At 61.3% G+C, this 24,687-nt stretch carries 20 protein-coding genes and 1 pseudogene; 12 read left to right on the plus strand and 9 right to left on the minus strand.

Going from position 1 to position 24,687, the window contains the following annotated elements; all coding sequences use genetic code 11:
• Positions 1–37: 37 nt before the first annotated feature.
• From ACFQEV_RS09360 to ACFQEV_RS09370, 3 genes are read left to right on the plus strand one after another with little or no spacing between them, the layout of a single operon-like run.
• A complete protein-coding gene (locus ACFQEV_RS09360) occupies positions 38–1,081 on the plus strand; it encodes an ABC transporter ATP-binding protein (RefSeq protein ID WP_379695184.1) in 1,044 nt (347 codons plus the stop codon).
• On the plus strand, positions 1,078–2,151 hold the full coding sequence (locus ACFQEV_RS09365) for an ABC transporter ATP-binding protein (protein ID WP_379695186.1): 1,074 nt from the start codon (positions 1,078–1,080) through the stop codon (positions 2,149–2,151). Before ACFQEV_RS09360 ends, ACFQEV_RS09365 begins: the two co-directional genes overlap by 4 nt.
• 47 nt (positions 2,152–2,198) lie before the next feature.
• Positions 2,199–2,420: a hypothetical protein gene (locus tag ACFQEV_RS09370; protein WP_379695188.1), complete on the plus strand. Its 222-nt coding sequence runs from the start codon at positions 2,199–2,201 to the stop codon at positions 2,418–2,420.
• A gap of 51 nt (positions 2,421–2,471) precedes the next feature.
• Here ACFQEV_RS09370 and ACFQEV_RS09375 read toward each other — a convergent pair whose 3' ends face one another.
• Together ACFQEV_RS09375 and ACFQEV_RS09380 are read right to left on the minus strand one after the other, a co-directional pair.
• Positions 2,472–3,602 (minus strand): enolase C-terminal domain-like protein, encoded by a 1,131-nt coding sequence (locus tag ACFQEV_RS09375; protein ID WP_379695190.1) that lies wholly within the window; start codon positions 3,600–3,602, stop codon positions 2,472–2,474.
• 59 nt (positions 3,603–3,661) lie between these two features.
• A complete protein-coding gene (locus ACFQEV_RS09380) occupies positions 3,662–5,110 on the minus strand; it encodes a sulfatase family protein (protein WP_379695192.1) in 1,449 nt (482 codons plus the stop codon).
• Positions 5,111–5,140: 30 nt separating this feature from the next.
• Between ACFQEV_RS09380 and ACFQEV_RS09385 the strand changes: the two genes are divergently transcribed.
• On the plus strand, positions 5,141–6,760 hold the full coding sequence (locus tag ACFQEV_RS09385) for a glycosyl hydrolase family 28 protein (RefSeq protein ID WP_379695194.1): 1,620 nt from the start codon (positions 5,141–5,143) through the stop codon (positions 6,758–6,760).
• Positions 6,761–6,962: 202 nt separating this feature from the next.
• Here ACFQEV_RS09385 and ACFQEV_RS09390 read toward each other — a convergent pair whose 3' ends face one another.
• The gene (locus ACFQEV_RS09390) at positions 6,963–7,820 is read right to left on the minus strand and encodes an SMP-30/gluconolactonase/LRE family protein (protein WP_379695196.1); all 858 of its coding nucleotides are present in this window, start codon (positions 7,818–7,820) and stop codon (positions 6,963–6,965) included.
• Between the two features lie 260 nt (positions 7,821–8,080).
• Between ACFQEV_RS09390 and ACFQEV_RS09395 the strand changes: the two genes are divergently transcribed.
• A complete protein-coding gene (locus tag ACFQEV_RS09395) occupies positions 8,081–8,599 on the plus strand; it encodes a GNAT family N-acetyltransferase (protein WP_379695198.1) in 519 nt (172 codons plus the stop codon).
• A 147-nt stretch (positions 8,600–8,746) separates the two neighbouring features.
• Here the strand turns inward: ACFQEV_RS09395 and ACFQEV_RS09400 are convergent, their stop codons facing one another.
• On the minus strand, positions 8,747–9,313 hold the full coding sequence (locus ACFQEV_RS09400) for a RidA family protein (protein WP_379695200.1): 567 nt from the start codon (positions 9,311–9,313) through the stop codon (positions 8,747–8,749).
• A gap of 163 nt (positions 9,314–9,476) precedes the next feature.
• On the opposite strand from ACFQEV_RS09400, the gene ACFQEV_RS09405 reads away from it, so the two are divergent.
• The 4 genes and pseudogenes from ACFQEV_RS09405 to ACFQEV_RS09420 all read left to right on the plus strand — a co-directional run bounded on the left by ACFQEV_RS09405 (position 9,477) and on the right by ACFQEV_RS09420 (position 12,888).
• Complete coding sequence (locus ACFQEV_RS09405) at positions 9,477–10,196, plus strand: helix-turn-helix domain-containing protein (protein ID WP_379695241.1); 720 nt, start codon at positions 9,477–9,479, stop codon at positions 10,194–10,196.
• Positions 10,197–10,315: 119 nt separating this feature from the next.
• Positions 10,316–10,708, plus strand: coding sequence for a DoxX family membrane protein (locus tag ACFQEV_RS09410; RefSeq protein WP_379695202.1), 393 nt, complete (start codon positions 10,316–10,318; stop codon positions 10,706–10,708).
• A gap of 125 nt (positions 10,709–10,833) precedes the next feature.
• Positions 10,834–11,517, plus strand: a complete 684-nt coding sequence (locus ACFQEV_RS09415; protein ID WP_379695204.1) for a hypothetical protein — start codon at positions 10,834–10,836, stop codon at positions 11,515–11,517.
• A gap of 172 nt (positions 11,518–11,689) precedes the next feature.
• Positions 11,690–12,888 (plus strand): annotated as a pseudogene (locus ACFQEV_RS09420) (ABC transporter substrate-binding protein).
• 1,054 nt (positions 12,889–13,942) lie between these two features.
• On the opposite strand, the gene ACFQEV_RS09425 reads toward ACFQEV_RS09420, so the two are convergent.
• The 3 genes from ACFQEV_RS09425 to folP all read right to left on the minus strand — a co-directional run bounded on the left by ACFQEV_RS09425 (position 13,943) and on the right by folP (position 17,824).
• Positions 13,943–14,590, minus strand: coding sequence for a hypothetical protein (locus ACFQEV_RS09425; protein WP_379695206.1), 648 nt, complete (start codon positions 14,588–14,590; stop codon positions 13,943–13,945).
• A 211-nt stretch (positions 14,591–14,801) separates the two neighbouring features.
• Positions 14,802–15,248 (minus strand): hypothetical protein, encoded by a 447-nt coding sequence (locus ACFQEV_RS09430; RefSeq protein ID WP_379695208.1) that lies wholly within the window; start codon positions 15,246–15,248, stop codon positions 14,802–14,804.
• 173 nt (positions 15,249–15,421) lie between these two features.
• Positions 15,422–17,824, minus strand: a complete 2,403-nt coding sequence (folP, locus tag ACFQEV_RS09435; protein WP_379695210.1) for a dihydropteroate synthase — start codon at positions 17,822–17,824, stop codon at positions 15,422–15,424.
• A gap of 316 nt (positions 17,825–18,140) precedes the next feature.
• Between folP and ACFQEV_RS09440 the strand changes: the two genes are divergently transcribed.
• From ACFQEV_RS09440 to ACFQEV_RS09450, 3 genes are all read left to right on the plus strand, one after another.
• On the plus strand, positions 18,141–19,346 hold the full coding sequence (locus ACFQEV_RS09440) for an alanyl-tRNA editing protein (RefSeq protein WP_379695212.1): 1,206 nt from the start codon (positions 18,141–18,143) through the stop codon (positions 19,344–19,346).
• Between the two features lie 375 nt (positions 19,347–19,721).
• Positions 19,722–20,696, plus strand: coding sequence for a formyltetrahydrofolate deformylase (locus ACFQEV_RS09445; protein ID WP_379695214.1), 975 nt, complete (start codon positions 19,722–19,724; stop codon positions 20,694–20,696).
• 508 nt (positions 20,697–21,204) lie between these two features.
• Complete coding sequence (locus ACFQEV_RS09450; protein WP_379695215.1) at positions 21,205–22,311, plus strand: CobW family GTP-binding protein; 1,107 nt, start codon at positions 21,205–21,207, stop codon at positions 22,309–22,311.
• Between the two features lie 215 nt (positions 22,312–22,526).
• Here ACFQEV_RS09450 and ACFQEV_RS09455 read toward each other — a convergent pair whose 3' ends face one another.
• The gene (locus ACFQEV_RS09455) at positions 22,527–23,684 is read right to left on the minus strand and encodes a glutathione-independent formaldehyde dehydrogenase (RefSeq protein WP_379695217.1); all 1,158 of its coding nucleotides are present in this window, start codon (positions 23,682–23,684) and stop codon (positions 22,527–22,529) included.
• A 786-nt stretch (positions 23,685–24,470) separates the two neighbouring features.
• The coding region (locus tag ACFQEV_RS09460) for an SRPBCC family protein (RefSeq protein WP_379695219.1) at positions 24,471–24,687 on the minus strand (217 nt) is incomplete at its 5' end.

The following is a 24,687-nucleotide window of genomic DNA, read 5'->3' on the forward strand; positions in this document are numbered from 1 at the left end:
TAAAACTATGAACTCGACACTCGATACGGAATCAAGGATGGACGACGAGACGCGGGACGAATCGGACGTGGTGTTCGAAGTGCGGGACTTAGAGGTCACCTTCGGGACCGACCGCGGCGAGTCGAAGGTGGTTCGCAACGTTGACCTCGACATCCGCCGCAACGAGACGCTCGGCATCGTCGGCGAGTCCGGGTCGGGGAAGTCGATGCTCTCCTCGACGCTGATGAACGCCGTCGTAGAGCCCGGCGAGACCAGCGGCGAGGTGACGTACTACCCGCCGGACGACAGGGAGCCGATATCGGTCCTCGACCTCTCGGAGAGCGAACTGAGGGAGTTCCGCTGGGAGGAGGTGTCGATGGTGTTCCAGGGCGCGATGAGCTCGTTCAACCCCGTCAAGCGCGTTCGCGGCCACTTCAAGGAGACGCTCGAGGACCACAACCGCGACGTGGACGCCGGGATGGAACGCGCCCGCGGGATCCTCGAAGACCTGTACCTCGACCCCGAACGGGTGCTGAGTTCCTACCCGTACGAACTCTCCGGCGGGATGAAACAGCGGGCGCTCATCGCCCTCTCGCTCGTCCTCGAACCCGAGGTGCTCGTGATGGACGAACCGACGGCGGCGCTGGACCTCCTGATGCAGCGCTCTATCATCTCCCTGCTCCGAGACCTCAAGGAGGCGTACGACCTGACCATCATCTTCATCACGCACGACCTGCCGCTCCTGACCAAACTCGCGGACAGGCTCGTCGTGATGTACGCGTTCGACGTCGTGGAGATGGGCGACACCCAGGACATCCTCTACCACGCGGCGCACCCGTACACCCGGATGCTCCTGCAGGCGACGCCGGATTTGAACGTCCCCGTGGACGAGATGCGGTCCGTCGAGGGGAACAAACCGGACCCCGTCGTCAGGATTCCGGGCTGTTCCTACCACCCGCGCTGTCCCATGGCCGACGAGTCGTGCAAGCAGGAGGAACCGCCGATGGTGGAGCGGTCACCGGGACACCGAACCTCGTGTTTCTACCACGACGAGGTGGACGAGGCGATGCCGCTTCGCAGCGACGGGGAGGGGAGCCGATGAGCGACGCGCCCGTCGTCTCCGCGGACGACGTCTCCGTCCACTTCACAGACAGCGGCGGCCTGTTCGACCTGTTCTCCGAGGACGAAACGGTCCGCGCCGTGGACGGCATCTCGCTCGACATCGGCGAGAACGATGTGGTCACCCTCATCGGCGAGAGCGGGTGCGGGAAATCGACGCTCGGGAAGGCTCTCATCGGCGCGCAGCGTCCGACCTCCGGGTCGGTGAAGTACCGCGGTCAGGACGTCTGGGAGGCGAAAGATGGACGTAACCCGGAGATACCGTTCTCCGAGATTCGCCGCTCCCTCCAGATCATCCACCAGGACCCCGGAAGCGCGCTGAACCCGAACCAGCGACTGCTCACCTCTCTGATGCTCCCGATGAAGAAGTGGAACCCCGAGTTGGGTCGGGAACGCCGCAAGGAGCGAATCTTCGCGCTCCTGGAGAAGGTGGGTCTCTCGCCCGCGGAGGACTTCGTCAATCGCTTCCCGCACCAACTCAGCGGCGGCGAGCAACAGCGAGTCGTCCTCGTCCGGTCGCTGCTTTTGAATCCGGACCTGATTCTGGCCGACGAGGCCATCTCCGCGCTGGACGTGAGCCTGCGCGTCGAAATGATGGACCTCATGCTCGAACTGCAGGACCTGTTCGGCACGTCCTACCTGTTCATCAGCCACGACCTCTCGAACGCGCGGTACATCGCGGAGAAGTCGGGCGGCCGCATCGCCGTGATGTACCTCGGACAGATAGTCGAAATCGGCCCGATAGAGCAGGTGATAGAGAACCCCCAGCACCCCTACACGAAGGCGCTGAAGTGGGCGACGCCGAACCTGTACGGCGACGAGGGCGAGGAGGAACTGCCGGTGCGGGAGATAGACATCCCAGACCCGGTCAACCGGCCGACGGGGTGTCACTTCCACCCCCGGTGCCCGGAGGCGCGGGAGACGTGCCGCGCGCAGGAGCCTGACCTCATCACCACGGACGGCGGCCGCCTCGCGCGGTGCTACCGGGCCGACGACACCCACGAGTACTGGAACAGTCCGAGCATCGTGGACGACGAGGGCGAACTCCGGTAGGCGGAGCAACATCTATTTGTGAGTGGCTGTCTAACAGCCGGCAGAACATGGCTGTCGAGACATCTCGTCGGTTCGCCCCCCTCTCTGCGCTGTCGGAGCACAAACTGTTCGTCGGTTCGGTCGCCGGCGGAATCGTGATGATCATGCTCGCTCGCTTCGCGCTAGACGGCGTCATGGCGGGGATGTTCGGCGTGTGGGGCATCTCGCTCATACTCGCCAGCGTCGGGGCGCGCCTCTTCCTGTGGGCGTGGGGCGCATACGACCGCTGAACGGGTCGAACGGCGAAGAATCGGGTCCGCTCGGAGTCGGTTCTCGCGGCGTCAGTTCAGGCGGTTCGCCTCGACGAACTCCCAGTCGAACTCGTAGCCGAGTCCGGGCGACTGCGGCATCTCAACCACGCCGTCGTCGTCTACCTCGTCGGGGAGTTCCTCCAGTTCGGGGAAGTACGTCTCGTAGTCGTGCTTCGGGTGGAGCAGTCCCCGTTCGTAGTACCGACCGGGGAACGCCATCGTCCCGAGGAGTTGGAGGTTCGGCGCGTCGCGGCCGTGTATCTCGCACTCGACGTTGAACGACTCGCAGAGGCCGATAGCCTTCAGGGCGGGCGTGATACCGCCCGTGTCGAAGACGCCGACGCGGACGATGTCGCAGATGTCACGCTTTATCCACTCGGCGCGGGTGTGCATCCGCCCTTCGGCCGTCTCCGGGCCGACGACGGCGAGGTCGAGTTCGTTCGACAACCACTCGTAGGAGGACATGGAGTGTTCGTCCATCGGTTCCTCTATCCACCGGAAGTCGAGTTCTTCGAGGGCCTTCCCGATCTCCTTGGCCTCCGAGCGACTGTAGAAGTGGTGCGCGTCGAGCATCAGGTCCACGTCGTCGCCGACGCGTTCGCGGACGGCGCGGCACGCCTCGATGTCGCGTTCGGGGCTCTCGCCGAACGGTGGCATCCACGTGTGGAGTTTGACCGCCTGATACCCCTCCTCGACCAGTTCCTCGGCGAAGTCGGCGTACGCCTCGGGCGTCCCGAGTCCCTCGGGGTCGTCGTCGCCGACCATCGTACTCCCATAGGCCGGCACCTCGTCGCGCGCCGCGCCGATCAGTTGGTAGACGGGGAGTCCGGCGTGCTTGCCCGCCACGTCCCACAGGGCGCAGTCGATGGCCGCCACACGCTTGTCGGTGAGCAGTCCCTTGTTCAACCGCTCGGCGCGACAGAGTCGCTGCCAGAGTTCCTCGCGGTAGAGGGGGTTCTCCCCGACGAGGTGGCGCTTCGCGAACTCGTTGGCCTCCGGGTGGCCGCCGCGGCAGTAGCCGTCCGGACCGCCCTCGACGACGATGTGCGTTATCGTCCTCGTCGTCTCGGTGGGCGGTCCGGGGTGGCCGTGGCCCTTCTCGTCGGCCTCGACGTGAGAGGCGCAGCTAAACCGGATAGTACGGACGTCGGTGATTTCCATCGATGGCGTGACATCCGCTAGCGGCGGTAATAAAATTACGGCAGAGCGACGAGTTGCACTCAGTCGAGAACGTCGCTCGGGGAGTCGGGGTACGGTTCCCGGACGAGACGCCCCATATCGAGTCGGCGGTAGGGGTGCCGCTTGAGGGTGCCGTTCTCCAGGTAGTCGGTTCGGCCGTCCGCCGCCAACTTCCGCGCCGCCGTCTCCCGCAGATCGGCCGTCTTCTCGGGACGTTCGTCGGACAGGTCGTCGCGTTCGTCGGGGTCGGCGGAGAGGTCGAACAACTGCTCCCGCCCGCCGTTGGCCATGAACACGTACTTCCACTCGCCCTCGCGGACCATCGTCGTGAAGTTCGGCGCGAGGCCGGGCGTCTCGTGGTACCCGTGCAGTCGGTCTCGCGGGTCGGCGTCGCCCGCGAGCATCCCGAGGAGGTCGACTCCCTCCCGCAGGTCCGGGTCCCCCGCCGCCGTCGTGGCGACGCCGAACAGGTCCGCGAGAGAGACGAGTTCGTCGTTTCGCGTCCCACGCGGCAACTCCGCGGGCCAACTGAGGAGGAACGGAATCCGGCAGGACGCCTCGAAGAACGACGACTTCTCCCACCCGCGGTGGTCGCCGAGGAGTTCGCCGTGGTCCGAGAAGAAGCAGACGAGCGTGTTCTCGGCGTCGTCGCGGGCCTCCACGGCGTCCAGCAGTCGCCCGACGTGGCGGTCCACCTCCGAGATCATCCCGTAGTAGTGCGCCTTGATGACGCGGGCGGTGGTCTCGTCGACGCCGTCCTCGCGCGCCGTCCAGAAGTGGTAGTTCTGGGCCGGAATCTTCTCGTCCGCGTGGTCGACCGTCCGGTCGCCGCGGACGGGGCCGGGCAGTCGGTCGGGGTCGTACATCCGGTCGAACGGCGGCGACGGCGCGAAGGGCGGGTGCGGCGGTTCGTAGGAGACGAGGCCGAAGAACGGGCCGTCCTCGCCGACGAGTTCAACCGCCCGGTCGGTCATCCACGCCTCGTAGTTCGACTCCGGCGGGAGGTGGTTCTGCTGGGGGAGGTGGACCATCGCGCCCTCGCGGGCGGTGGTCTTGACCTCGTGGCCGGTGTCCTCGCGGTACGCCTCGACGCTGAGGCGGGTGTCGTACCCCAAGTCGATGTCGCGCGGGTGGGCGTGGTACTTCCCGACGAGGAACGTCCGGTACCCCCGTTCGCCCATCGCCCGGGCGAGGAACGGGCCGCACCGGTCTTCGAGGTGGCGGGCGTCTCGCTTCTCGTTCCCGAGGAAGTCCGTCGTCGTCGCCTCGCACCCCGTCCGGATCGTGTGTCTGGCGGGGATGCAGATGGGGTCCGGCGAGTAGGCGTCGGTGAAGGAGACGCCCCGTTCGACCAGACGGTCGATGTTGGGGGTGTGGATTCGCGCGTTTCCGAGGGCGCGGACGGTGTCGTATCGCTGTTGGTCCGTCATCACGAAGAGGACGTTAGGCTTGCCTGCGGACACCCGCGTCAGTTCGACCACCGGTATCATAAAGGCGCGGCCGGGTGTCTCGACGAGTACATGTCACCCGCAGCGAGTGCGTACGACGTGACGGAGTACGGCGACCCGGACGACGGCGTCCACACCGACGCGTTCCGAGGCGCGATAGACGCCTGCGCGGACGCCGGCGGCGGCACCGTCGTCGTTCCGAGCGGCGAGTACACGACGGGGACGATTCGCCTGCGGAGCGACGTGACGCTCCACTTGGAGGCGGGCGCGGTGGTTCGCCCGGCGACGGAGGAGTCCGCGTTCACGTCGAAGCACATCGGCCCGGACGGCGAACGCGTGTTCCTCCTCGCGGAGGACGCCGAGAACGTCACCATCGCCGGCGAGGGCGAGTTCGACGGCCGCGGCACGGAGTTCATGCGGATGGACACGCCGATTCAGGGCCACTCCAACGAGAGCGCGAGCCACCCCCTCGTCTCGAACGGCCCGCACGAGGCGCGACAGGGACAGCGATACCTCGCCCGGAGCGACGGCACCGAGGGGTGGCCCGTCGCGAAGCCCGACTTCAGGCCGGGGCCGATGTTCCGATTTAACCACTGCACGGACGTGACGGTGCGGGACGTGACGCTCCGCGACATGCCCGCGTGGACGCTGAGTTTCCACGGGTCCGAGGAGATAGACGTGCTCGGGGTGGACATCCTCAACCACATGCTCATTCCGAACTGCGACGGCATCCACATCGGCGACAGTCGGAACGTCCACGTCTCCGACTGCACCATCCGGTCGTGCGACGACTGCATCACGTTCGGCGCGCGCCCCGACGTGGAGACGACGTGCGAGGGCGTCACCGTCACGAACTGCACGCTCTCCTCCAGCGCTTGCGCCATCAAGTTCGGGTCGGGCACCGACGACACCATCCGCGACTGCGTGTTTCAGAACATCGTCGTGCAGGGCTCGAACCGAGGGCTCGGCATCCAACACCGCGACTCGGGCGACTTGGAGAACGTGCTGTTCACCGACGTCGTCATCGACTCGAACCTGCTCCCCGGCCCGTGGTGGGGGAAGGGCGAACCCATCCACGTCTCCTCCGTCCCCCGCGACGAGGACACCGAACTCGGCGCGATTCGCAACGTCCGCTTCGAGAACGTCGTCGCCCGGAGCGAGAATGGCGCACTCGTCTACGGTGCCGAGGGGTCCGACATCGAGAACGTGACGTTCGACGACGTGCGCATCGAACTCACCGGGAGCGAGAACGCCGAACTCGTCGGCGGGAACTTCGACCTGCAACCCACGTCGGTGCTGCCGCCCATCTTCGAACACGACATCGCGGGCGTCCACGTCGAGAACGTCCGGAACGTGACGATGCGCGACGTGGAACTCTCGTGGGCCGACGACCTGCCGGGGTACTATCGGGACGGACTGGCCTGCTCGAACGTCGAGGGAGTGCTCGTGGACGGGTTCGTCGGCAGACAGGCCCACCGCGGGGAAGACGGGAGCGACGGCGCGGCGATTCGCCTCTCGGACGCCCGCGACGTCACCGTCCGGGACTCGCGCGCCGCCGATGGCACGACGACGTTCCTCGCCCTCGACGGCACGGAGGACGAACGCCTGCTGACGAACAACGACCTACTCGACGCGGAGGACCCCGGCGACGTCGAGCGGTTCGCGACGTCGGGCAACGCCCCCTCGCTGTAATCGACCGCGGCGGACGGCGACCGAGTCCGACGGAGCGGTGGTTTTTTTCGTCGCCTGCGGCGAGGTACGACCGATGTAGCAGCGGTCACGTTGGCGGAGGCCGAGTCGACGCTCGACGCCGCGGAGGAGAGAGCCGAGGAGGTGGACCTGAACACGAACCTCGCGGTGAGGAACAGCGGCGTCTGCCCCTTTTCCCGTCGTTTCAGAACCGCTCGAACCCCGTGAGGTCCGTCTCCGCGCGGTGGAGACTACCCGTCATGTCGGCCACGTAGAGGTCGGTGCGGGCCGGGCCGCCGAACGTGCAGTTCGTCGGTCGATTCTCCGGGAACGGGTGGCGCGCGAGTATCTCGCCCGAAGGCGAGAAGACGTACACCGACGGTCCGGGTCCGCTCTTCTCCCACCCGGCGCAGGCGACGACGTTCCCCTCCTCGGTGAGGGTCATCCCGTCGATGCCGCGGTGGTCGCCGAAGTCGTGGAGCACCTCGCACTCGCCGAGGGACCCGTCCGGGAGAACCTCGTAGGCCCGCAGGTCGCAGTCTTGGTCCGAACCGTACGTGCACTCGGCGACGTAGAGTCGCGACTCGTCGGGCGAGAGCAAGATCCCGTTCGGCCGGTCCATCTCGTCGGTCAGGTGGACGAGGTCCCACCCCGAGTCGGTCCGTTCGGCCCGGTACACCGACGTGTGACCGAGTTCGACCCGTCCCACGTCGTCTGGGTCCGTGAACCAGATGTCCCCCTCGCGGTCGACTTCCAAGTCGTTCGGGCCGTTCAGCGGCGTCCCCTCGAACTTGTCTACGACTACCCTCGTCGGGTCGTCGGGCGAGAGCGCCGCGATTCGGTGCCCCTCCGCCTCGCAGGCGTAGAGGGTTCCGTCGCGCCCCTCGTGGAGACCAACCGCACCCGCCGTCTCGTCGATGTACACCTCCGTCGCGTCCGTCTCGGGGTCGTATTCGAGAACTCGGTTCCGCCGAATCTCGGTGAATCGAACGGCCGTGCCCGTCCAGACGGGGCCCTCGGTTGCCTCGCGGGGGCCGGAAACCCGCTCGAACGTCCATGACATCGTGTCCACGTCTCCGCTCGGACACATAAATCCGCTCGCTCCCGAGATCGGTGATTCGGGCGACGAGCGTCCGCCCCGCCCAATCTTCGACTCCCGTCGGTACTTCGGGAATCGATGCGGCCGGTGTTCGTCCAATAAATTACGTCCATTCTCGGTAGGATGAGAGCACAGATTCGACCCCGGAACGGCGCGAGAAGCGAGTTGCCGACACCGAGGACTGAGGGGTACGAATAAGTCGAGGTCGCCGCGTACTCGTTCGTATGGAAATCCGCCGCCTCCCCGCCGACGAGGCCGCCGTCCGTCGCTACGTCGAGGAACTGTGGCTTCCCTACCACCGCCACCTCGAAGCGACCGTCGATGCCCACGCACTCGCCGACGATATCGACCTCGTCGCCGAGGAGGCCGAGTTCCGGCTGGATCTGCTCGAAACCGAGCACCACCGAACCTGGGTCGCCGTCGAGGGGACCGGTGAGCGTTCGAAGGGCGGCCTCGACGGCGAACTCGTCGGTTTCGTCACCGCCGACGTAGACGAGTCGCCGACCGTCTTCGACCGCCCGGACCGACTGGTCGTCGGCGATATCTACGTCCGCGGGCCGTACCGCGGGAGGGGCCTCGCCCGCGAGTTTATCGACCGCGTCGCAGAGCGTGCGCGAGAGATCGGGTGTTCGGAGCTCGCACTCGACGTCCACGTCGATAACGAGCGTGCGCTCTCCGCGTACGAAGCGCTCGGCTTCCGGACGGAACGCCGTCAGATGACGGTCGGCGTGGACGAGTTGTGAGTCGGTCTCGGTACCGCTTCGGAGGTACCGAGGTCCGCTCTCGAACGTCATTTCGAATGTAAGTGATCGTAATTTCGAGGGTGCCTCTGTCGTCTGCGTCGGCGTTCGAGTCGTCCGGCTTACCGGTTCACGCCGTACTCGCGGCGCTCACCGGTCCACGCCCGTCGCCTCGATTTGGACGGCGGCGCTGTTCGGGAGTGCGCCGACGCCGACGACGGTCATCGACGGCCGTCGCCCGTCGAAGAACTCCTCGTAGGCCGACTCCACCTCCGGGAGTCGGTCCATCTTCGTGAGGTACACCGTCGTCCGCATGATGTCGTCGGCTTCGACGTCGGACTCCGCGGCGACGGCGGTGACCCGGTCGAGTGCGGCCATCGTCTGTTCTTTCACGCCGCGCCGCAACGCCGTCCGTTCGTCAGGGGTCTGCCCGTCGAAGAAGACCAGTTGGAGTCCTCGCTTTCGGACGCCGTAGCCGCCGAGTGCGCTCAATCTATCGCTTTCGTGTCGAGTTACGTTCTTCTGCATGTATCTATGGGTCGAATGTTCCGGCGTCGTGCCGCGCTCGTCGTTCGAGGGGTTCGTCGTACCGTCGGACGACGACCGAATCGTCCCGAGCGTCGCAGTGCGTGCGGCGTCCGCCGAGGGCGGTGTCTCTCCCGGTTCGGCCGCCGCGCGTTCGCCGGGACGTTCGGTGTCGCTCATCGTGCTACCCATCACATCGTCGGACGGTCACGGGCTTGCGAGTACCGTTGGCTATAGCTAGGTTCGGTTTCGGAGGAGGTACAAACGGCCAAATTCGGTCACTTTTCATCCGTACGCCCCCTGAGAGTAGATTAGCAGAAACTAGATGCCTTCCCAAAGCCAGTCAGCCGACCAGATGCGCGAGTTCGAGTTCATCGTCCACTTCGAGGACGGGAGCGACGATCTGATGGACGTCTTCGCGGAGTATCCGACGCTCACGATGCGGTCGTCGGTCTGCACCTCGACGGAGCGCACGATGTGGCGCATCGACCACGCGCGCGGCCCGAGCGAAGGGCTCGAACGACTCGACGATATCTTCTTAGACGAGTCGCGGTGCAACGAGTGCCTCGACGTTCCGAACTGCCACACGCACCGCGAGTACCACGTCCTCGACCGGAAGGCCAACTCCCGGACGGTGTACACCTACCGCGACGAGGTTCACCGCTGTCACTCGATTCCGCACCACGTCGTAAACCACGTCGGCGACGGCGTCGTCTTCGAGTCGCGGCGCGCCGGGCGGGAGTACCGGTGGCGCATCCTCTACCCCGGCGACCAGCCCATCGGCGAGCTCTACTCGGCCATCGAGGAGAACCTGCGCGACGGCCTCCACCTCAAGGTGTCCCACTTGAGTCGCGCGGGCAACTGGGACACCGAGTCGCAGGTGGCCGCCGAACTCTCGCCCGCCCACTGGGAGACGCTGGAGACGGCGGTCGAACGCGGGTACTACTCCCGTCCCAGAGAGGTGACCGTCGCCGACCTCGCGGAGCTGCTCGATACGCCGCGTTCGACCGTCCAGTACCGCCTGCGGACCGCAGAGGACCTCATCGTCCGGCGGTTCGTCGAGTCGTCGCTGTGAGAGCGGCCCCCTCTCACCACCGCACCTCGACGGAATCGTTCGTTCTCGGGCGGTCGATCCGTCGATACCGCCGTTTTCGGGCCACAGAATTCAAGGAAATTCCGTGCGATGCCGGACGCATGACTACCGAGACGACGAACGAAACCGAGGGCGCGCCGTCCACGCTCGGTCGCTTGCTGTTCGCGGCGGGCGTCGGCTCTCTCGCCGTCGATACGTTCCGCAACCTCGAAGGGCAGATAGCGTACGCGGAGTCCAAGGACGTGCCGAACGCGGAGACGATGGTGCCGTTCACGGGCGGGATGCTCGCGTTCGGGAGTCTCGGCATCGCCCTGTGGCGACTGCCGACGCTCTCTGCGGGCGCGGTGGCGACGTTCCTCGCGGGCGTCACGCCGGTGATGCACGACTACTGGAACGCCGACGAGGACGAGCGCAGTTCCCAGAAAATCGCGTTCATGAAGAACCTCTCGCTGTTCGGCGCGGCCCTCGTCTTCCTTCGCGAAGCGCGGAAGTAACGCTCACCTTCTCGCTCAGGGTCAGAGGGGTTCGCCGGGGAGGTGTTCCCCGGCGGAACGGACACCCGCGAAAGAAACGCCTCCGAGAGGCTACCGTTATCACCTCGCGGAACCGACCCTCTCCGATGGAGGCGACGTACGACCTCTTTCCCTTTCACGAAGACGGGAGGATAGCGGCCGCGCTCGGGACCCTCCTCGTCCAACGAGGGTCGGTGGACCCGAACTCGCTCGCCGAAGTCGCGGGCCGATTCGGCGTCGAGCGAGACGAACTGGAAGCGGCCGTCGTCCGACTCGGCGTCGAAGGCGAGACAACCGACGCTCTGGACGCGAGCGACGAGGACGCGACGGCTCACCGCGTCACCCCCGAGTTCCTCCGGGGAAGAGCGCCAATTGCGCGAGAGTACGGCGGTCTTCGCGACCCGGAATCGAACGAAGAGGTCCGGAGAACGGACGAGATGTCGTTTCAGAGCTGGCTTCTCGTCGAAGCGACGAAGTCCGCGAGGGAGACAGTCGAACGGATGGTGCGTGAACGGTTCGGAGACGGGGCCGACGCATTACGTGTCGCTACGCGCGCGGCAATCGGCACGGCAGCGTTTCCAGAGCGCGTTCTCTGGGTCGGCGTCAGTTACCCGGTGGACGAAACCGGACCCGGGACCGTCCCCGCGGTTCCGAATCCGCCGTCGTTCTCGTTCGACCGACTCGCAGAACTCGTTCCCGCGACGCTCGATGCGACCGTCGAACGCGGCGGCGAGGCGTTCCGCGTCCGCAACATCCCCGCCGTCCCGTTTCGGGAACCGCACTATCGCTGAATCCGCCCTCGGTCGTCCCTCGCAACGCCTTGGGCGTCTCACGTAACCTTCGGATTGCCGCCGCGACAGCGTACGAACGGACGCGACTGGCGACCTTACGCCCCACCCCATCATCGTTTAGGCCCGCCTAAAATTCGGAACCGTTTTATATTTTTAGGCTAGCCTAAGTTCCATGCGACGAGACGACGCGAGTCGGAGTGCGCCGACACGACGTGACTGCGTGAAGTACGGCGGTGCCGTTCTCGCCGGCGGCCTCCTCGCCGGGTGTACGGGCGGTAGCGGAACGGACTCGACACCGTCGGCGTCGCCGGCGGCCACCGGCACGACCACGGACGAGTCGTACGCGGTGTCGATGGCGCCGATGGGCGAAGTCGAGTTCGAAGCGGTACCGGAGACGATTTTCACGCGCTTGACGCACCTCGCCGGGATGGCGTTCGCACTCGGTCGCGGCGACGACGTGAACACGATGCACGCGCCGGACTACTACGACGCCTCTGGAACCAGTTCACCCCGCGCCTCCCGGGCGTCTCGCTCGATTGGAGCGGTCTCTACTCCTCGTGGAGTCCGAGCAAGGAGACGCTGTACGAACTCGACAGCGACGTTCACCTCGCCGACCCGGCGAGCGTACTCGAACTCGACGGGTGGAGCCGATCCGACGTCGAGGAGGTCCGCGAGAACATCGCGCCGTGGTTCGGCAACCACTACAGCAACAGACACATCTCGCCGCCCGACGCGTACGCCGACCGATACCGGTACTACACCCTCTGGGAACAGTTCTGGAAAGTCGCGCAGGTGTTCCGTGAAGAGGAGAAGTACGACGCCCTGTCGGCGGTTCACGACGACGTACTCGCCGCCATCGAGGCTGACCTCCCGCCCGAGTCGGAGCGTCCGAGCATCGTCATGGGCGGATTCTCCGATCCGTCGGCGCCCTACGTGTACAACGTGGACACGCCCGGGTTCCTCACCGCGCACGTACGCCCCCTACAACCGGTCGACGCGTTCGGAGACGACGTCGCCTCCGGTTCGCAGATAGACATGGAGACGCTGTTAGAAGCCGACCCCGACGTCATCCTCGCCCTCGGCGGAATGCACCCCGATACCGACATGGCGAACGTCCGAACGGCGCTCAGAAACGACCCCGTCGGACAGGAACTCACCGCGGTGCAGAACGACCGTATCTACGCGCAGGGCGCGCGCTATCAGGGACCCATCCTGAACCTCTTCCAACTGGAGATGACCGCCAAGCAACTCTATCCTGACGCCTTCGGCGAGTGGCCGACGTACGTCGACGGAGCGTACCCGGAGCTCCCGGCGGAAGAACGGTTCTTCGACCGTCGGCACGTCGCCGACATCATCCTAGGCGAGTTCTGAATACGGATGCAACCAGGCTTCATCTACGCTCTAACCGGAACGACCGCTCGATATAGAGGACCACTTAACGTGTGACAGATACGGATGAGACTGTGACCACGTCGTCAGAACTCCGTTTCTTTGGGATCTGCCTGTTTGCGTCCGTCTCAGGGTTCTTCATCTGGCGCTTTGCGTTCCAAGGTTCGAACACCGTCGGATTGCTCGTTATCGCGGTATTCGTACTCGCGTTCTTGCTGTTCGTAGACGGGTATCTCGAGGTTCGCTAAAGCAGCTCTACTTAGCGGCTTACCCTCCAGAAGTTATTCTCAGTCGTAATCGACCATCCCACCTCTTCCTTATCGCAAACCTGCTTCTATTCGTCGAGGAGTTGACGGCATTGTCAACAATGGCGTCGTCTGTTCTGTCGAAAACACGCTCCGGGTCTCAAAATCATCGGGACCGGTGAGTTCGTGAGTCGAAGCGTCCAGCAGAACGCCTCCTTTTATGAATCGTACTTCCCTGAAATCACGATTCATCCGTAGAACCTTGTTGAAGCCCTCACACGGTGATAAATTCCACCGATTGCTGAATACAGGGCGCATATTGGCCATCGCCTCGGCACTCAATGCGAGCGGATCGAATTGCTCGGTACAGAGGATATCTTGTTCAAGATACGAGTAAATAGTAGATAACCCGGCACAGGTAGCCAATTCTTTCTTACTAGTTGGCGTGGATGGAGTAGAGAGTATGAGTGGAGCCAATGTATCGTGTAACGTGTTCTCACTGTGATTTAGAGATGTCAAAGGAAAGCGTGGACAAAATATTAGACGCTCAAGATAAACATCAACAAGCCTACGGAGAACATCACATCCTTGAATTCGAGTTGAGAGAGTAATCTCTGTACACCACTATACTCCGTCATCTGACCCTTCTCCGACCTAAAACATCCGAACCCCCCCGTTATCTGAGATTGTGACGCTCTCGGCTGGGTTCGGAACGTGTCCAAAACACTGTTTACGACCAACCGCAGAGGCACAGGTAGCAAGCCACTCAATTTCCCTGGCGCTCTAAACAATCAGTTCTGATCGAACCCATCCTTGCTAATCAACCCGGTTTCACCGTGCCGATGAACACAGGTTTGATAATCGAGATGATCTTGCCCATAGCAGAATATAGGCGGCGTTTCACCCTGATATCTATGAATCTCGAAATGACCGAACACCGCTGTATTGTCAAACGGGATGTTAGGTGGAACCACGTGCACTACATCGACTGCATCCCAGATGAATAGATCTGTCTGGACACCTTCTTTCTCTAATTCTTCCTCTATCGTGTCCGGGGTAATTCGATAAATATCGCTTCCGAACAGCATATGGCTCGGCCCAGGTTCTTGGTCCCAGAGCCGTCGAGACCTCACAACGGGGATGCAGCCATCGAACCGATCTGAAACCATTTTCTTCACCTCATCAAACTTATCGCGAGGAACATCTGGTGCTACAACGATTCGATCCATGACCTCCTCTAAATTCACGTCAATGAATATTGCATCATCTTTGTCCTCGCCCCAGTCATCCGGAACGATACCTGCATCGGAGACTTCCACCATCGGCTTCGGTCCATGTCCGACCAAAACCCGAAGTTCGTTTTCCATTCCAAACTTCGGCCTCTTATAGAAGTAAATCGGAGGATCATGCTCCGGTATCCACTCTGTATCTTCAGACACATACCGTGCTAACCCCATTAACATACTGTCATCATCTTCAGGTCGAAGTCCCTCCTTCAGCTTGCCAACTGTGGTCTCAACGGCGATTCCATCTTCAGAATCAGTGAACTTCCTCCAGAACCGTGGATCTTCATCGGTACCAACCCTCCAGCAGCTCAGGTAGTACCGGCTTTGTGCACGTTCACGATATCTCTGCTGACCTCCAGCAAAATCAAGGGAACGTCCACGACTCTCGGTCTGCTCGACTCCGCGTCAGTCCTTGTCGGCCCTCGCGGTCGTCGCCGCTTACTCGGAAGACCTCTGCACCTCTGACGCCCGTATACGCGAGAACGTGGACGAACGCCCGCTCTTGGACTGCCTGCGTCGCGTCGAGGCCGTCTTCCTCGATGGCCTCGCACGCTCGCTCGTTCGTGTACTCGACCAGCTGCCGACGGACATCCGGGGTCCAGAACTGCTGAGTGCGGTCTTGGTCGTCGCGAGGCAAGGGCTCACGGGCGCGGTCCGTCGTCGCCGGGTTCCGTGAGAGGACGCCGTCGCGGACGCAGAATCCAAGGAACCCAGAGATGACGTTGTAGTACATCTGCGCCGTCCGATCCACGAAAAGCATGGAGGACAAACTGCTGGCCGGCGGGGGGATGGTCGCGACGCTTATCAACACACTTCCTCCACCGTGTCCTATGTGCCGTTGAGGAGCCGATCTCGCACCACTTCTGATTAGCCATCTCTACGAGGCTTCTTTCAAGGGGTGCGAGCACACCGCATCTCGGTTCGAGTGTCGTCTTCGCTGATTTCGTTCGGCGGTCTGCCGCCTTTGAACCTATATATCGCATTTCACCTGTCCATGCCACTTATCTCGCGACATGTCCGGACTGCAGCGGCGTTCTCTGCGACATCGTGGACGCGAACGATGTCCGCTCCTCGCTCGGCTGCCATCGTCGTGGTTGCTACCGTGGGAGGTAATCGCCCGGTAGAGCTACAGTCAACGCGCTCGAACATGGACTTACGAGAGTGGCCGACCATGATTGGGCACCCGAGAGCGTGCAGCTCCCCCAGCCTGTCAACCAGCTCGAAACACTCTGCGGCGGATTTCCCGAAACCGAGTCCAGGGTCCACGATGATTTGATCACGACTAAGTCCCGCCTGTTCGGCGAGTAACACTCGTTCGTTAAGTTCTCGGATGACGTCTTCCACGACGTCGTCGTACGCTACTGTACGGTCCGGATCGACGGGAGTGTCTACGCTGTGCATGACGACGATCGGCGCGTCGTGAGCGGCGGCGACGAACCGCATGTCCGGGTCCGCCAGCCCAGAGACATCGTTGATTATGTCTGCGCCTGCATCTAAGGCAGCGTCTGCGACAGCGGCCCGTCTCGTATCGACGGAGATTGGCACGTCAACGTCAGAAATGCGCTCAATGACTGGGACGACACGCTCAACCTCCTCCTCGACTGTGATCGAATCGGCGCCCGGTCGAGTACTTTCGCCACCAACGTCGACGATGTCCGCGCCCGACGAAATCATCTCACGGGCGCGCCGTACGGCATCCTTCACCTTGCTGTACCGGCCACCGTCGTAGAAACTGTCTGGCGTCACGTTCAGAATTCCCATAACTGCCGTGTCGGCGTTCCACGGACGCCGGTCGGCCGCTTCGCCATTGCGAATAACCTCGTTAAATTGGTCCGATGTGTGCGAAATCCCCAGATCACTGCCACGCACTGTGTCGGCCAGCCGCTCGTACTGAGCGGTGGTTCCGGACAGGATGACAGTGACTTGTCTGCCAGAGGAATCAACATCCGAGATGACACACATCCCGCCGATACGTTGCATCAGTTGTTGTAGATACTCTGCCTGCCTATCGTATAGTCTGGTCTTGAACGTGTGTGTGGTGATGTCTTCGGCGAACTCCTCTCGGATGGACGCCTCTGTAAGAATAGAGTGTGCAGTGTCGAGTGTATGCACTCGTTTCGGAATCTGGAGCCGCGTCCATCGGTTGCGGGCTTCGGCGACGACGTACAACGAGCCCGTGATTAGCACACAATCGTCGTCGCCCGCCGCGTCGAGTGCCTCCTCGACTGCCATCTGAACCGTTCCGTTCTGTACGACCTCGGCTGTACACGATGCGAACGCGTCCGAGAGCGTGTCGAAGGAGGCGGCTCGACTCACGTCTGGCTGACAGAGACGAACTACGTCCGCTTTGGGGAGCGCTTCTGCCATCCTCGCATGATCCTTTTCTTTCATAGCCCCGAAGACGAGGTGCAGTTCGTCAAATTCGTACCGGCCGATGAGATCTGCGACTGTCCTACACGCGGCTGGATTGTGGGCACCATCGAGGATTACAAGCGGATCAGTCGACATCACCTCGAACCTACCTGGCCAGTGGGTACTGCGGAGACCGCGTTCGATCACTGGGGTATCAACGTCTGATACCTGCCGGGCGAGAGTCGCGGCGATTCCGGCGTTCGTCGCTTGGTGTTGACCGAGCAACGAAAGGTTCGCCGCGACGTCCCAGTTCGGGCCAACTATGGATACGGACGTTTCAACTCGCGAGGTCATCTTTCCCTCTCGGGCAACGATATCGGCCTCTGTCTCCCCCACCGTGACGACCTCCGTTTCCGCTTGGATCGCTTCGAGCGCTTCGCCATCCGCACTCGTCACGAGCCGTTTTCCGTCTGGTGCGACCTGTGCTTTGTCTCGGGCGATTTCTCGAACCGTCTCGCCGAGGATATCAGTATGTTCTAGGCTCACGTTCGTGACTGCACTCGCCACCGGGTCTACCACGCTTGTCGCGTCGTGCCGACCTCCGATACCGACCTCCAGGACCGCCATGTCGACGCCTTCGTCTCCGAAATAGTGGAGTGCAAGTACGGTAAGCACCTCGAAGTACGTGGGGCAGTCACCTTCACTACGTAGGCGAGATACGCACGGTTTAATTTTCTCGGCGAACGACCTGACATAGTCTTTCGGTACTTTCCGTCCGTTAAGCCGAATGCGCTCGCGGAAATCGTTTAGATCCGGTGACGTGTACAGTCCGACATCGAGACCGGCCTCCCGCAATATCTGCTCGAGCATCACCGCCGTGCTTCCTTTCCCGTTTGACCCTGCTATCTGGACGCAATTGACATCCTCATGTGGATCACCGAGGGTAGACAACATTCTAGCGGTCGTCTCCGTTCCCAGCTTTGGCCGGGAACGGTTTAAACTCTCCAGATAGTCGACTGCCTCGTGGTATTCCATACCAAATAGGGATTTGGTACTGGTATTAATGTATTGCCACACCGCCAGTTCGGATGGGAGTATCCCAAAATATACGCCGTGAGATAACCTCTCACTCGACGTGCAGTTGAGTCTACTTGGATCAACCAAATATAAATTTTCCTGCGTGTTGTGGTTGGGACAGCTTACCGGTATAGTTCCGCCGACTCAAAGCCGCTTCTCGCTTCCTCGATACAACGACTGTAGCCGAATTTATGTAGATCCAAGATGACTGAATATGTCTCAGCATCTATTCCTATCCTACTGTTTATGTAGGAGGGGAATGAGGCTCCCGACGATGGCCGCCGAGTCAACTAGCAATCTATCGGCACAGGAGCCGTACGTGACGGAGTTTGAGGCGACCGTTCGTTCCGTTGACGGATGTGCAGTCCGCCTAGACCGGACGTATTTCTACCCGGAAGGGGGAGGGCAACCTGCCGATAGCGGCACCGTAGACGGTCTGGATGTCATCGACGTACAGAAACGAGACGGTGAGACTGTCCATACCCTTGCGACAGATCCTCACTTTGAGGCGGGCGAAACTATCACAGGTCAGATCGATGAAGAGTATCGGACGTACTGCATGCGAGCGCACACCGCGAGCCATCTGGTGTATGGTGCAGGACGGAGACTGTTCGACGATCCTGGGTACGGCGGATTCGACATCCGACCGGAGAAAATTCGCCTTGATTTCGAGACCGATTATGATCCGGACGACGTGAGTGCTCTCACGTTTGAACGGATGGTCCGCGAAGTCATCTGGGACTCTCGCGAGGTTACGTGGGAAGCCGTGAAGAGCGAACGAGCCCATAAACGCGACGACATAGTGTTCAATTTGACCGACGGAGACGAACCGTCTGATACGGTTCGTGTGGTTGAGGTCGATGGGTGGGATATCGCGGCGTGTGGTGGCACGCACGTGAAGAACACCGGTGAAATCGGACCGATGGCGGTGCTAGACGTCTCGAACCCGGGATCCAATCTCATCCGCGTTGAGTACGCTGTCGGTCCCGCAGCTATCCAAGCGCAGATTAGCGAGAGAAAAAGCGTTGAGCACGCGGCGAGTGCGATGAGTACGAGCGTCGAAGAGCTTCCGAAACGCGCTACCGGTCTCGTGCAGGAGAACACCTCCCTTGAGGAGGAGATTAATCAGCTACACGAACGTTTGTTAGAGGAACGCCTGTCGACCTTAGAGGATGAAACAGTGTCGAAGGATGGTGACCACTGGCTAATCGGTGAAGTTGAGGGCGTGGGTCCGAACGACATTTCCGAACGGGTCCGGGAACTCGCTGGCGATGCTGGGGACGTTATCGTACTTGCTGGTGTCGACGGTAGTTCGTTCTTGGTCGTCGCGACAACGGGTGACCCGGATGCCAGCGGGATAGTCGACGATGTTACAGCAGAGTTCGGCGGTGGGGGCGGCGGCGGTTCAACCTTCGCTCAGGGTGGTGGGCTGGACGAAGAACCGGCGACCGTCGTCGAATACGTGCGTAATCAGGCGTAACTAGTTCGGCACAACACGCCTAAAGCGGCTGAACTTCCCCGCAACGCTACTACGCGTGCGCCGTGCTACATGACTTTTCAGATGGTCAGTTTCGTTAGGTGATGCGGCTCATCAAACACAACGTATTCGGCCGTTTTCAGGAGGAAGATGGTTAATTACCCGAAAAATGCGATTCAGTATTAATGAGGTTCTATATTACTCATTCACGACTATGCTCCTCCCTACCACATCAAGTAATTGAATGCCTGTCACCGAGATCCAAGTGTCCACTTCGGTGGACTACGATTCGCCGCTCCGTGAGTGCGTGGATGCCACCAGATCGAACCGTCGGAAGACGAGGAGAACGTACGGTAGGAGTTGCAGGAGGGAACAGGTATGACCCGTGAGTGGACTGAGATAACAGTCATCGGAGAAGACGACACGGGTCTCATCGCCGAGGTGACCTCTTTCCTGTTCGAGCGAGACGTCAACATCGTCGATATCGATCAGGCCGTCCGAGACGGTACATTCCGGATGACGATGCAGGTCGACACGTCGGAGATGGATCCGACCCAACTACAGTTTCAACGAGACCTCGAAGATCTAGGCGATCGGTTCGGGGTCGATACGCAGGTACAGTTCCCGTCCGACTGCGAGAACCAGTCCATCGCCGTACTCGTTACGAAGGAGAGCCACTGCCTCGAAGCTCTGCTCGAGGCTTGGGACAACGGCGACCTCGACGCGGATATCGAGGTGGTTGTCGGTAACCACGACGACCTTTCGTCCCTCTCGGCGGAGTACGGTGTTCCTTTCCACGTAATCGGTGACGAGAATGGAAGTCCCGACGAAGAAGAACTACTCGACCTACTCGCGGAGTACGACATCGATCTGATTGCACTGGCTCGCTATATCCGCATTCTTTCGCCCGAGGTCGTCTTCCGCTACGAGAGCCAGATAATCAACGTTCATCCGAGTCTGCTCCCCGCGTTCCCCGGAGCCGCCGCGTACAGACAGGCTCTCGAGGAAGGAGCCCGTATCGCTGGTGTCACCGCCCACTACGTGACTACGGATCTGGACCAAGGGCCGATCATTGCTCAGCGCGCGTTTAATGTCCCACCGGACGCCACGGAGGCGGATCTAGAGAGGCTCGGACAACCACTCGAGGCTGAGGCCCTCCTCGAGGCAATACAGCTCCATCTCGATGACGAACTCTCTGTGCAGTTCGGCCGGACGGAGCTTGAGAACCCCAACGAGACCGACGCTCAACTCGGCGCTCCCGAGGAACTTAACCAGATGATCCCCGATCGACCGATCGACGGTATCGACGAGCAGACCGCCGATATAGACGAGACGGCTACTGCGGACGACTGACTTCCCCACCCCGCTAAACCACTTCACTCGCCGCGACGACGGCAAACGATTCCCTCTGCGCGTTCCCCAAGAGATAGATGATCCGCCAAGTGGAGGGTTTTTCCTCCAGAGGTCAGCGCTGTTGAGTTCAATACACTCGATGTCGCCGTTGAGGGGATTCTCCTCTACAAGAAGGGTTTACGCCGCCATCAAACAGGAGCACGGCAGCGATCAACTACATACGTTCATTCGTTTTCCGTTCGTCTGTTTCTATTATGTGTAAAACTCGGTCGATATTCAGCGTCGTCCGGCCCGGATTGTCGAATGCTTCCGCAAAATATACGTAAGACTACGTTTCAAGTTCGCAACCGACCTAAGGAGTTCCTCTGTTGATCGAGCGTACGCGTGGGATTGAGACTCCCAGAGCTACGCTTTAAGCGCTAGTTCATCCGTACGATAACAATCTCGGGGACCTGACGGTCTCGTCGGAGAAGTCATTAAACATCATGACTGGGTACGTACGGTGGACATGTCTACAAGCGAAGTTCCCATCACCGTCATCAGCGGACCGCTGGGCGCGGGTAAGACTACGCTGGTCAACCACCTGCTAAAAGATCCCGGCGATAGGCGGATCGCAGTCATTGTCAACGACATGGGCGACATCAACGTCGACGCGGAACTGATCGCCGACCAAACGGAGAAGGGCGTCATCGATCTCTCGAATGGCTGTATCTGCTGTCGACTTCAGGACGATCTCGTAACACAAGCAACCCGATTGGCCGAGGAACGTTCGTTCGATTACCTTGTCGTCGAGGCGTCGGGAATTAGCGAACCAATTCCCATCGCTCAGGCGCTTACGGAGGGTACAGAAGAAGGCAGTCTGCCGGATCAGTTCCGCCTCGATACGACGGTTTCAGTCATAGACGCTTACGGGTTTTGGAAGGCGTTCAACCCCGAGGAATCGCTTCCTGATGCCGCCCCTGATCCAGAGCGTCCTTTGACCGAGGTGTTGATTGATCAAATCGAGTTCTGTGAGGTACTGCTACTGAACAAGTGTGACATGGTGCCCGAGGCTGCGTTAGAGTCTATCGAGGCCGTAATCCGCGAACTTCAACCCCGTGCTACACTCCACAGAACGACGTACAGCGAGGTGGATTCGGACACAGTTCTCGACACCGGCCTGTTCGACTTTGAGGAGGCGCAGCGACAGCAAGGCTGGAAGAGGACACTGGCCAGCAAATCAGAAGATACGAATCACGACCATGGTGCCACCGCCGTCTCGGCGGCGGAGGCGCATGGCGTCGAGTCCTTCGCCTATCGTCGAGAACAGCCCTTCCACCCCGAGCGATTCGACGGGTGGCTTGACGACTGGGACGGCGAAATCATCCGGGCGAAAGGGTTCGCGTGGGTGGCGAGTCGCCCAGAGACGGTCGTCGGCGTGAGTCAGGCCGGTCCCTCCGTCCAGGCCGGTCCCATCGGCGAGTGGGGAGACGACGATCCAGCCACACGGCTGGTGTTCATCGGAAGTGGTCTGGACAGAAATACGCTCGTTGAGGATCTCGATACCTGCCTAGTAGCGTCGAACGAACAGATAAACCAGGACGCTGACGATCCCTTCCCGCGCGAGTCCTCCTGACTCCCGTTCAGGGTCATTTCTCTCCCTATTCTGTTTTATCGGGTCGTCTAATACTTGCGGACCTATCGGCTGACTCTGGTTCGCCAGAGACAACCGTCGGGGGGACATCACGTCGCTCCGACGTCCCCTCTGCATCGGTGCTCGGAGAGTCAGAGTTGCAGCGCCACGTGTAGCATCGCACCGTCGATACCGCCGAACACCGGAGGTGGCGGAACTTACGGCTCCAACAGGACCTTCGTAACGCCCTCCTCACGGTTGTCGAACTTCTCGTACATCTCCGGCGCTTCGTCGAGGCCGACGCGGTGGGAGACGACCCAACTAGGATCGGCGCGTCCTTGGATGATCATGTCCCGAAGTTCACTGTTGTACTCCTTGACGTTACATTGACCCGTCCCGAGAGCCTGTCCCTTCTCGAAGAGGAGGCCGAAGTCGATGCCGAGGCGACCCTGTGCGGCCATCTCATCCGGCGCACCGGGGTCGTCCGGAACGTAAAGCCCGGGGATACCGAGCTCACCGGTGGGACGGACCGTCCGAATGAGATTATTGATGACGACGGCCGGGTTCTCACGGGCAGGATCGTACGCTCCATCGCCTTCCTTCGCGGGGTCGATAGCCTGGTAGCCGACGGCGTCGATACCCTTGTCAACGCCGCCGCCGTGGATGTTCTTGATCTGCTCGACCGGGTCCTCCTCCTCGAAGTTGATGGGCGTCGCGTCGCAGTGTTCCTCGGCCAGTTCGAGACGGCTTTGGACGCGGTCGACGACAAAGATCTCAGCGGCACCTTTGAGTTTAGCACTGTAGGCGGCCATCAACCCAACCGGCCCACCGCCGTAGATGGCCACGGAATCGCCCGATTCGAGGTTGGCGAGTTCTGTGCCGTGCCACCCCGTCGGGAAGATGTCTGCGAGTAGTGCGAACGAGTCTTCGTGTTCATTGCCGTCGGGAAGCTTGAGGGCGTTGAAATCGGCGTACGGAATTCGGAGCTTCTCGGCCTGCCCTCCCTGATACGGTCCCATCGCGACGTACCCGTACGCGCCGCCGGCGAACCCGGTGTTGACGTTGGTACAGAAGCCTGTGTAACCGTCCTCACAGTTATCGCAGAATCCGCACGCGACGTTGAACGGTGCAACGACGCGGTCTCCCACTTCGAGCGAACTCACTGCGTCACCGACCTCTGTCACGATTCCCTGATTCTCGTGTCCGAACACGAGTCCGGGCTCTGCGGCTGTTCGCCCTTCGTACATGTGGAGGTCGGACCCGCAGATGCACGTCGTCGTGATGTCGATTACGACGTCGTTCGGGTGCTCTATCTCCGGCTCTTCTACCTCTTCTACCGCTACCTCTCGTTCGCCCTTGTAGACGACAGCGTTCATGGACATTAGTTCGATAGCTCCACCGTCTCCTGTGTGTAGGGCGCACTTATATTCGGGGTATTACGCGCCGTTAGAAACCTAAAATGTAAACGATGTGATCGTATGTGTCGGGGCGCACTCCGCAGACGACATGCCGTGACTAACCGATATCAGTACACTTGAGAGGGATTATTCCACCTCGGAGATTCGTAGACGACTGACCCCAAAAATCGATTCGACCGGTGGACGACAAGGCGTCCACGGACATCGTAACGATGGGGTTGACGGAGTCTTCGGTGTGTCTCCATCCGTCACCTTTACGTTCAAATTCATGCCTGTCACTACCGTCACCGACAGTTGAACTGCAGAGCCCAATGATAGGGTGGGTTGACCACAGGCCGAATGCGTCGTTGCGACGAGACGGCGTGCTAGCGGTTGCTCAGTGAGCTTATCGGATGATGCCGATAGAAGATCTCCGTCCTTTCGCACGAGAACGCGTAGTCCGGACGACTGACCGGAACGATGCTCGAAACGGCGCGGAGGTATCCAGATACACTCTCTCGTCGTACCCTTTTCCACCTCAGTGACGGCCAGATATCCGGTAGGCGAAATACTCTAGAGAGACATCCGACAGCCGACTCTGCACGAACGGTGCGGCAAACCGATCTTCCTCTTGCGATAGAGGCGGTATGAGACTCCTTTTCGCGCCGAACTACGAGACACTACCCTGTCGTCATCCTCCCCGAACTGTCTCTGCGACACTTCGCCCGACGTCCGTCCGATAGAAAATTAGATCCTCCGTTTCAGTTAGGAGTTGTAGGCTTCTTGAGCGAGTTGGTGGAATCGGTGGACGGTGTGCTCGTTGGGGCCGAGTTGCGCCTGGGAGAGCGCACCGGTTTTGAGACCCTGCCACTGTCGCTCAACCAGTTCGAAGTCCTCTTCCTGGAGCTGCCGGCTCGTCCGGATGAACTCCTCTTCTTCATCCGAGAGGTCGGCGTCCTCGAAGTAGTAGTCCGCGATCAGT

The sequence above is a fragment of the Halopelagius fulvigenes genome, assembly GCF_042662625.1.
Lineage (GTDB): Archaea > Halobacteriota > Halobacteria > Halobacteriales > Haloferacaceae > Halopelagius > Halopelagius fulvigenes.

Coding starts and splice junctions, on each gene's coding strand:
- ACFQEV_RS09360 (WP_379695184.1), top strand. CDS start 38: ATGGACGACGAGACGCGGGACGAATCGGACGTGGTGTTCGAAGTGCGG.
- ACFQEV_RS09365 (WP_379695186.1), top strand. CDS start 1,078: ATGAGCGACGCGCCCGTCGTCTCCGCGGACGACGTCTCCGTCCACTTC.
- ACFQEV_RS09370 (WP_379695188.1), top strand. CDS start 2,199: ATGGCTGTCGAGACATCTCGTCGGTTCGCCCCCCTCTCTGCGCTGTCG.
- ACFQEV_RS09375 (WP_379695190.1), bottom strand. CDS start 3,602: ATGGAAATCACCGACGTCCGTACTATCCGGTTTAGCTGCGCCTCTCAC.
- ACFQEV_RS09380 (WP_379695192.1), bottom strand. CDS start 5,110: ATGATACCGGTGGTCGAACTGACGCGGGTGTCCGCAGGCAAGCCTAAC.
- ACFQEV_RS09385 (WP_379695194.1), top strand. CDS start 5,141: ATGTCACCCGCAGCGAGTGCGTACGACGTGACGGAGTACGGCGACCCG.
- ACFQEV_RS09390 (WP_379695196.1), bottom strand. CDS start 7,820: ATGTCATGGACGTTCGAGCGGGTTTCCGGCCCCCGCGAGGCAACCGAG.
- ACFQEV_RS09395 (WP_379695198.1), top strand. CDS start 8,081: ATGGAAATCCGCCGCCTCCCCGCCGACGAGGCCGCCGTCCGTCGCTAC.
- ACFQEV_RS09400 (WP_379695200.1), bottom strand. CDS start 9,313: ATGGGTAGCACGATGAGCGACACCGAACGTCCCGGCGAACGCGCGGCG.
- ACFQEV_RS09405 (WP_379695241.1), top strand. CDS start 9,477: ATGCGCGAGTTCGAGTTCATCGTCCACTTCGAGGACGGGAGCGACGAT.
- ACFQEV_RS09410 (WP_379695202.1), top strand. CDS start 10,316: ATGACTACCGAGACGACGAACGAAACCGAGGGCGCGCCGTCCACGCTC.
- ACFQEV_RS09415 (WP_379695204.1), top strand. CDS start 10,834: ATGGAGGCGACGTACGACCTCTTTCCCTTTCACGAAGACGGGAGGATA.
- folP (WP_379695210.1), bottom strand. CDS start 17,824: ATGGAATACCACGAGGCAGTCGACTATCTGGAGAGTTTAAACCGTTCC.
- ACFQEV_RS09440 (WP_379695212.1), top strand. CDS start 18,141: ATGGCCGCCGAGTCAACTAGCAATCTATCGGCACAGGAGCCGTACGTG.
- ACFQEV_RS09445 (WP_379695214.1), top strand. CDS start 19,722: ATGACCCGTGAGTGGACTGAGATAACAGTCATCGGAGAAGACGACACG.
- ACFQEV_RS09450 (WP_379695215.1), top strand. CDS start 21,205: ATGTCTACAAGCGAAGTTCCCATCACCGTCATCAGCGGACCGCTGGGC.
- ACFQEV_RS09455 (WP_379695217.1), bottom strand. CDS start 23,684: ATGAACGCTGTCGTCTACAAGGGCGAACGAGAGGTAGCGGTAGAAGAG.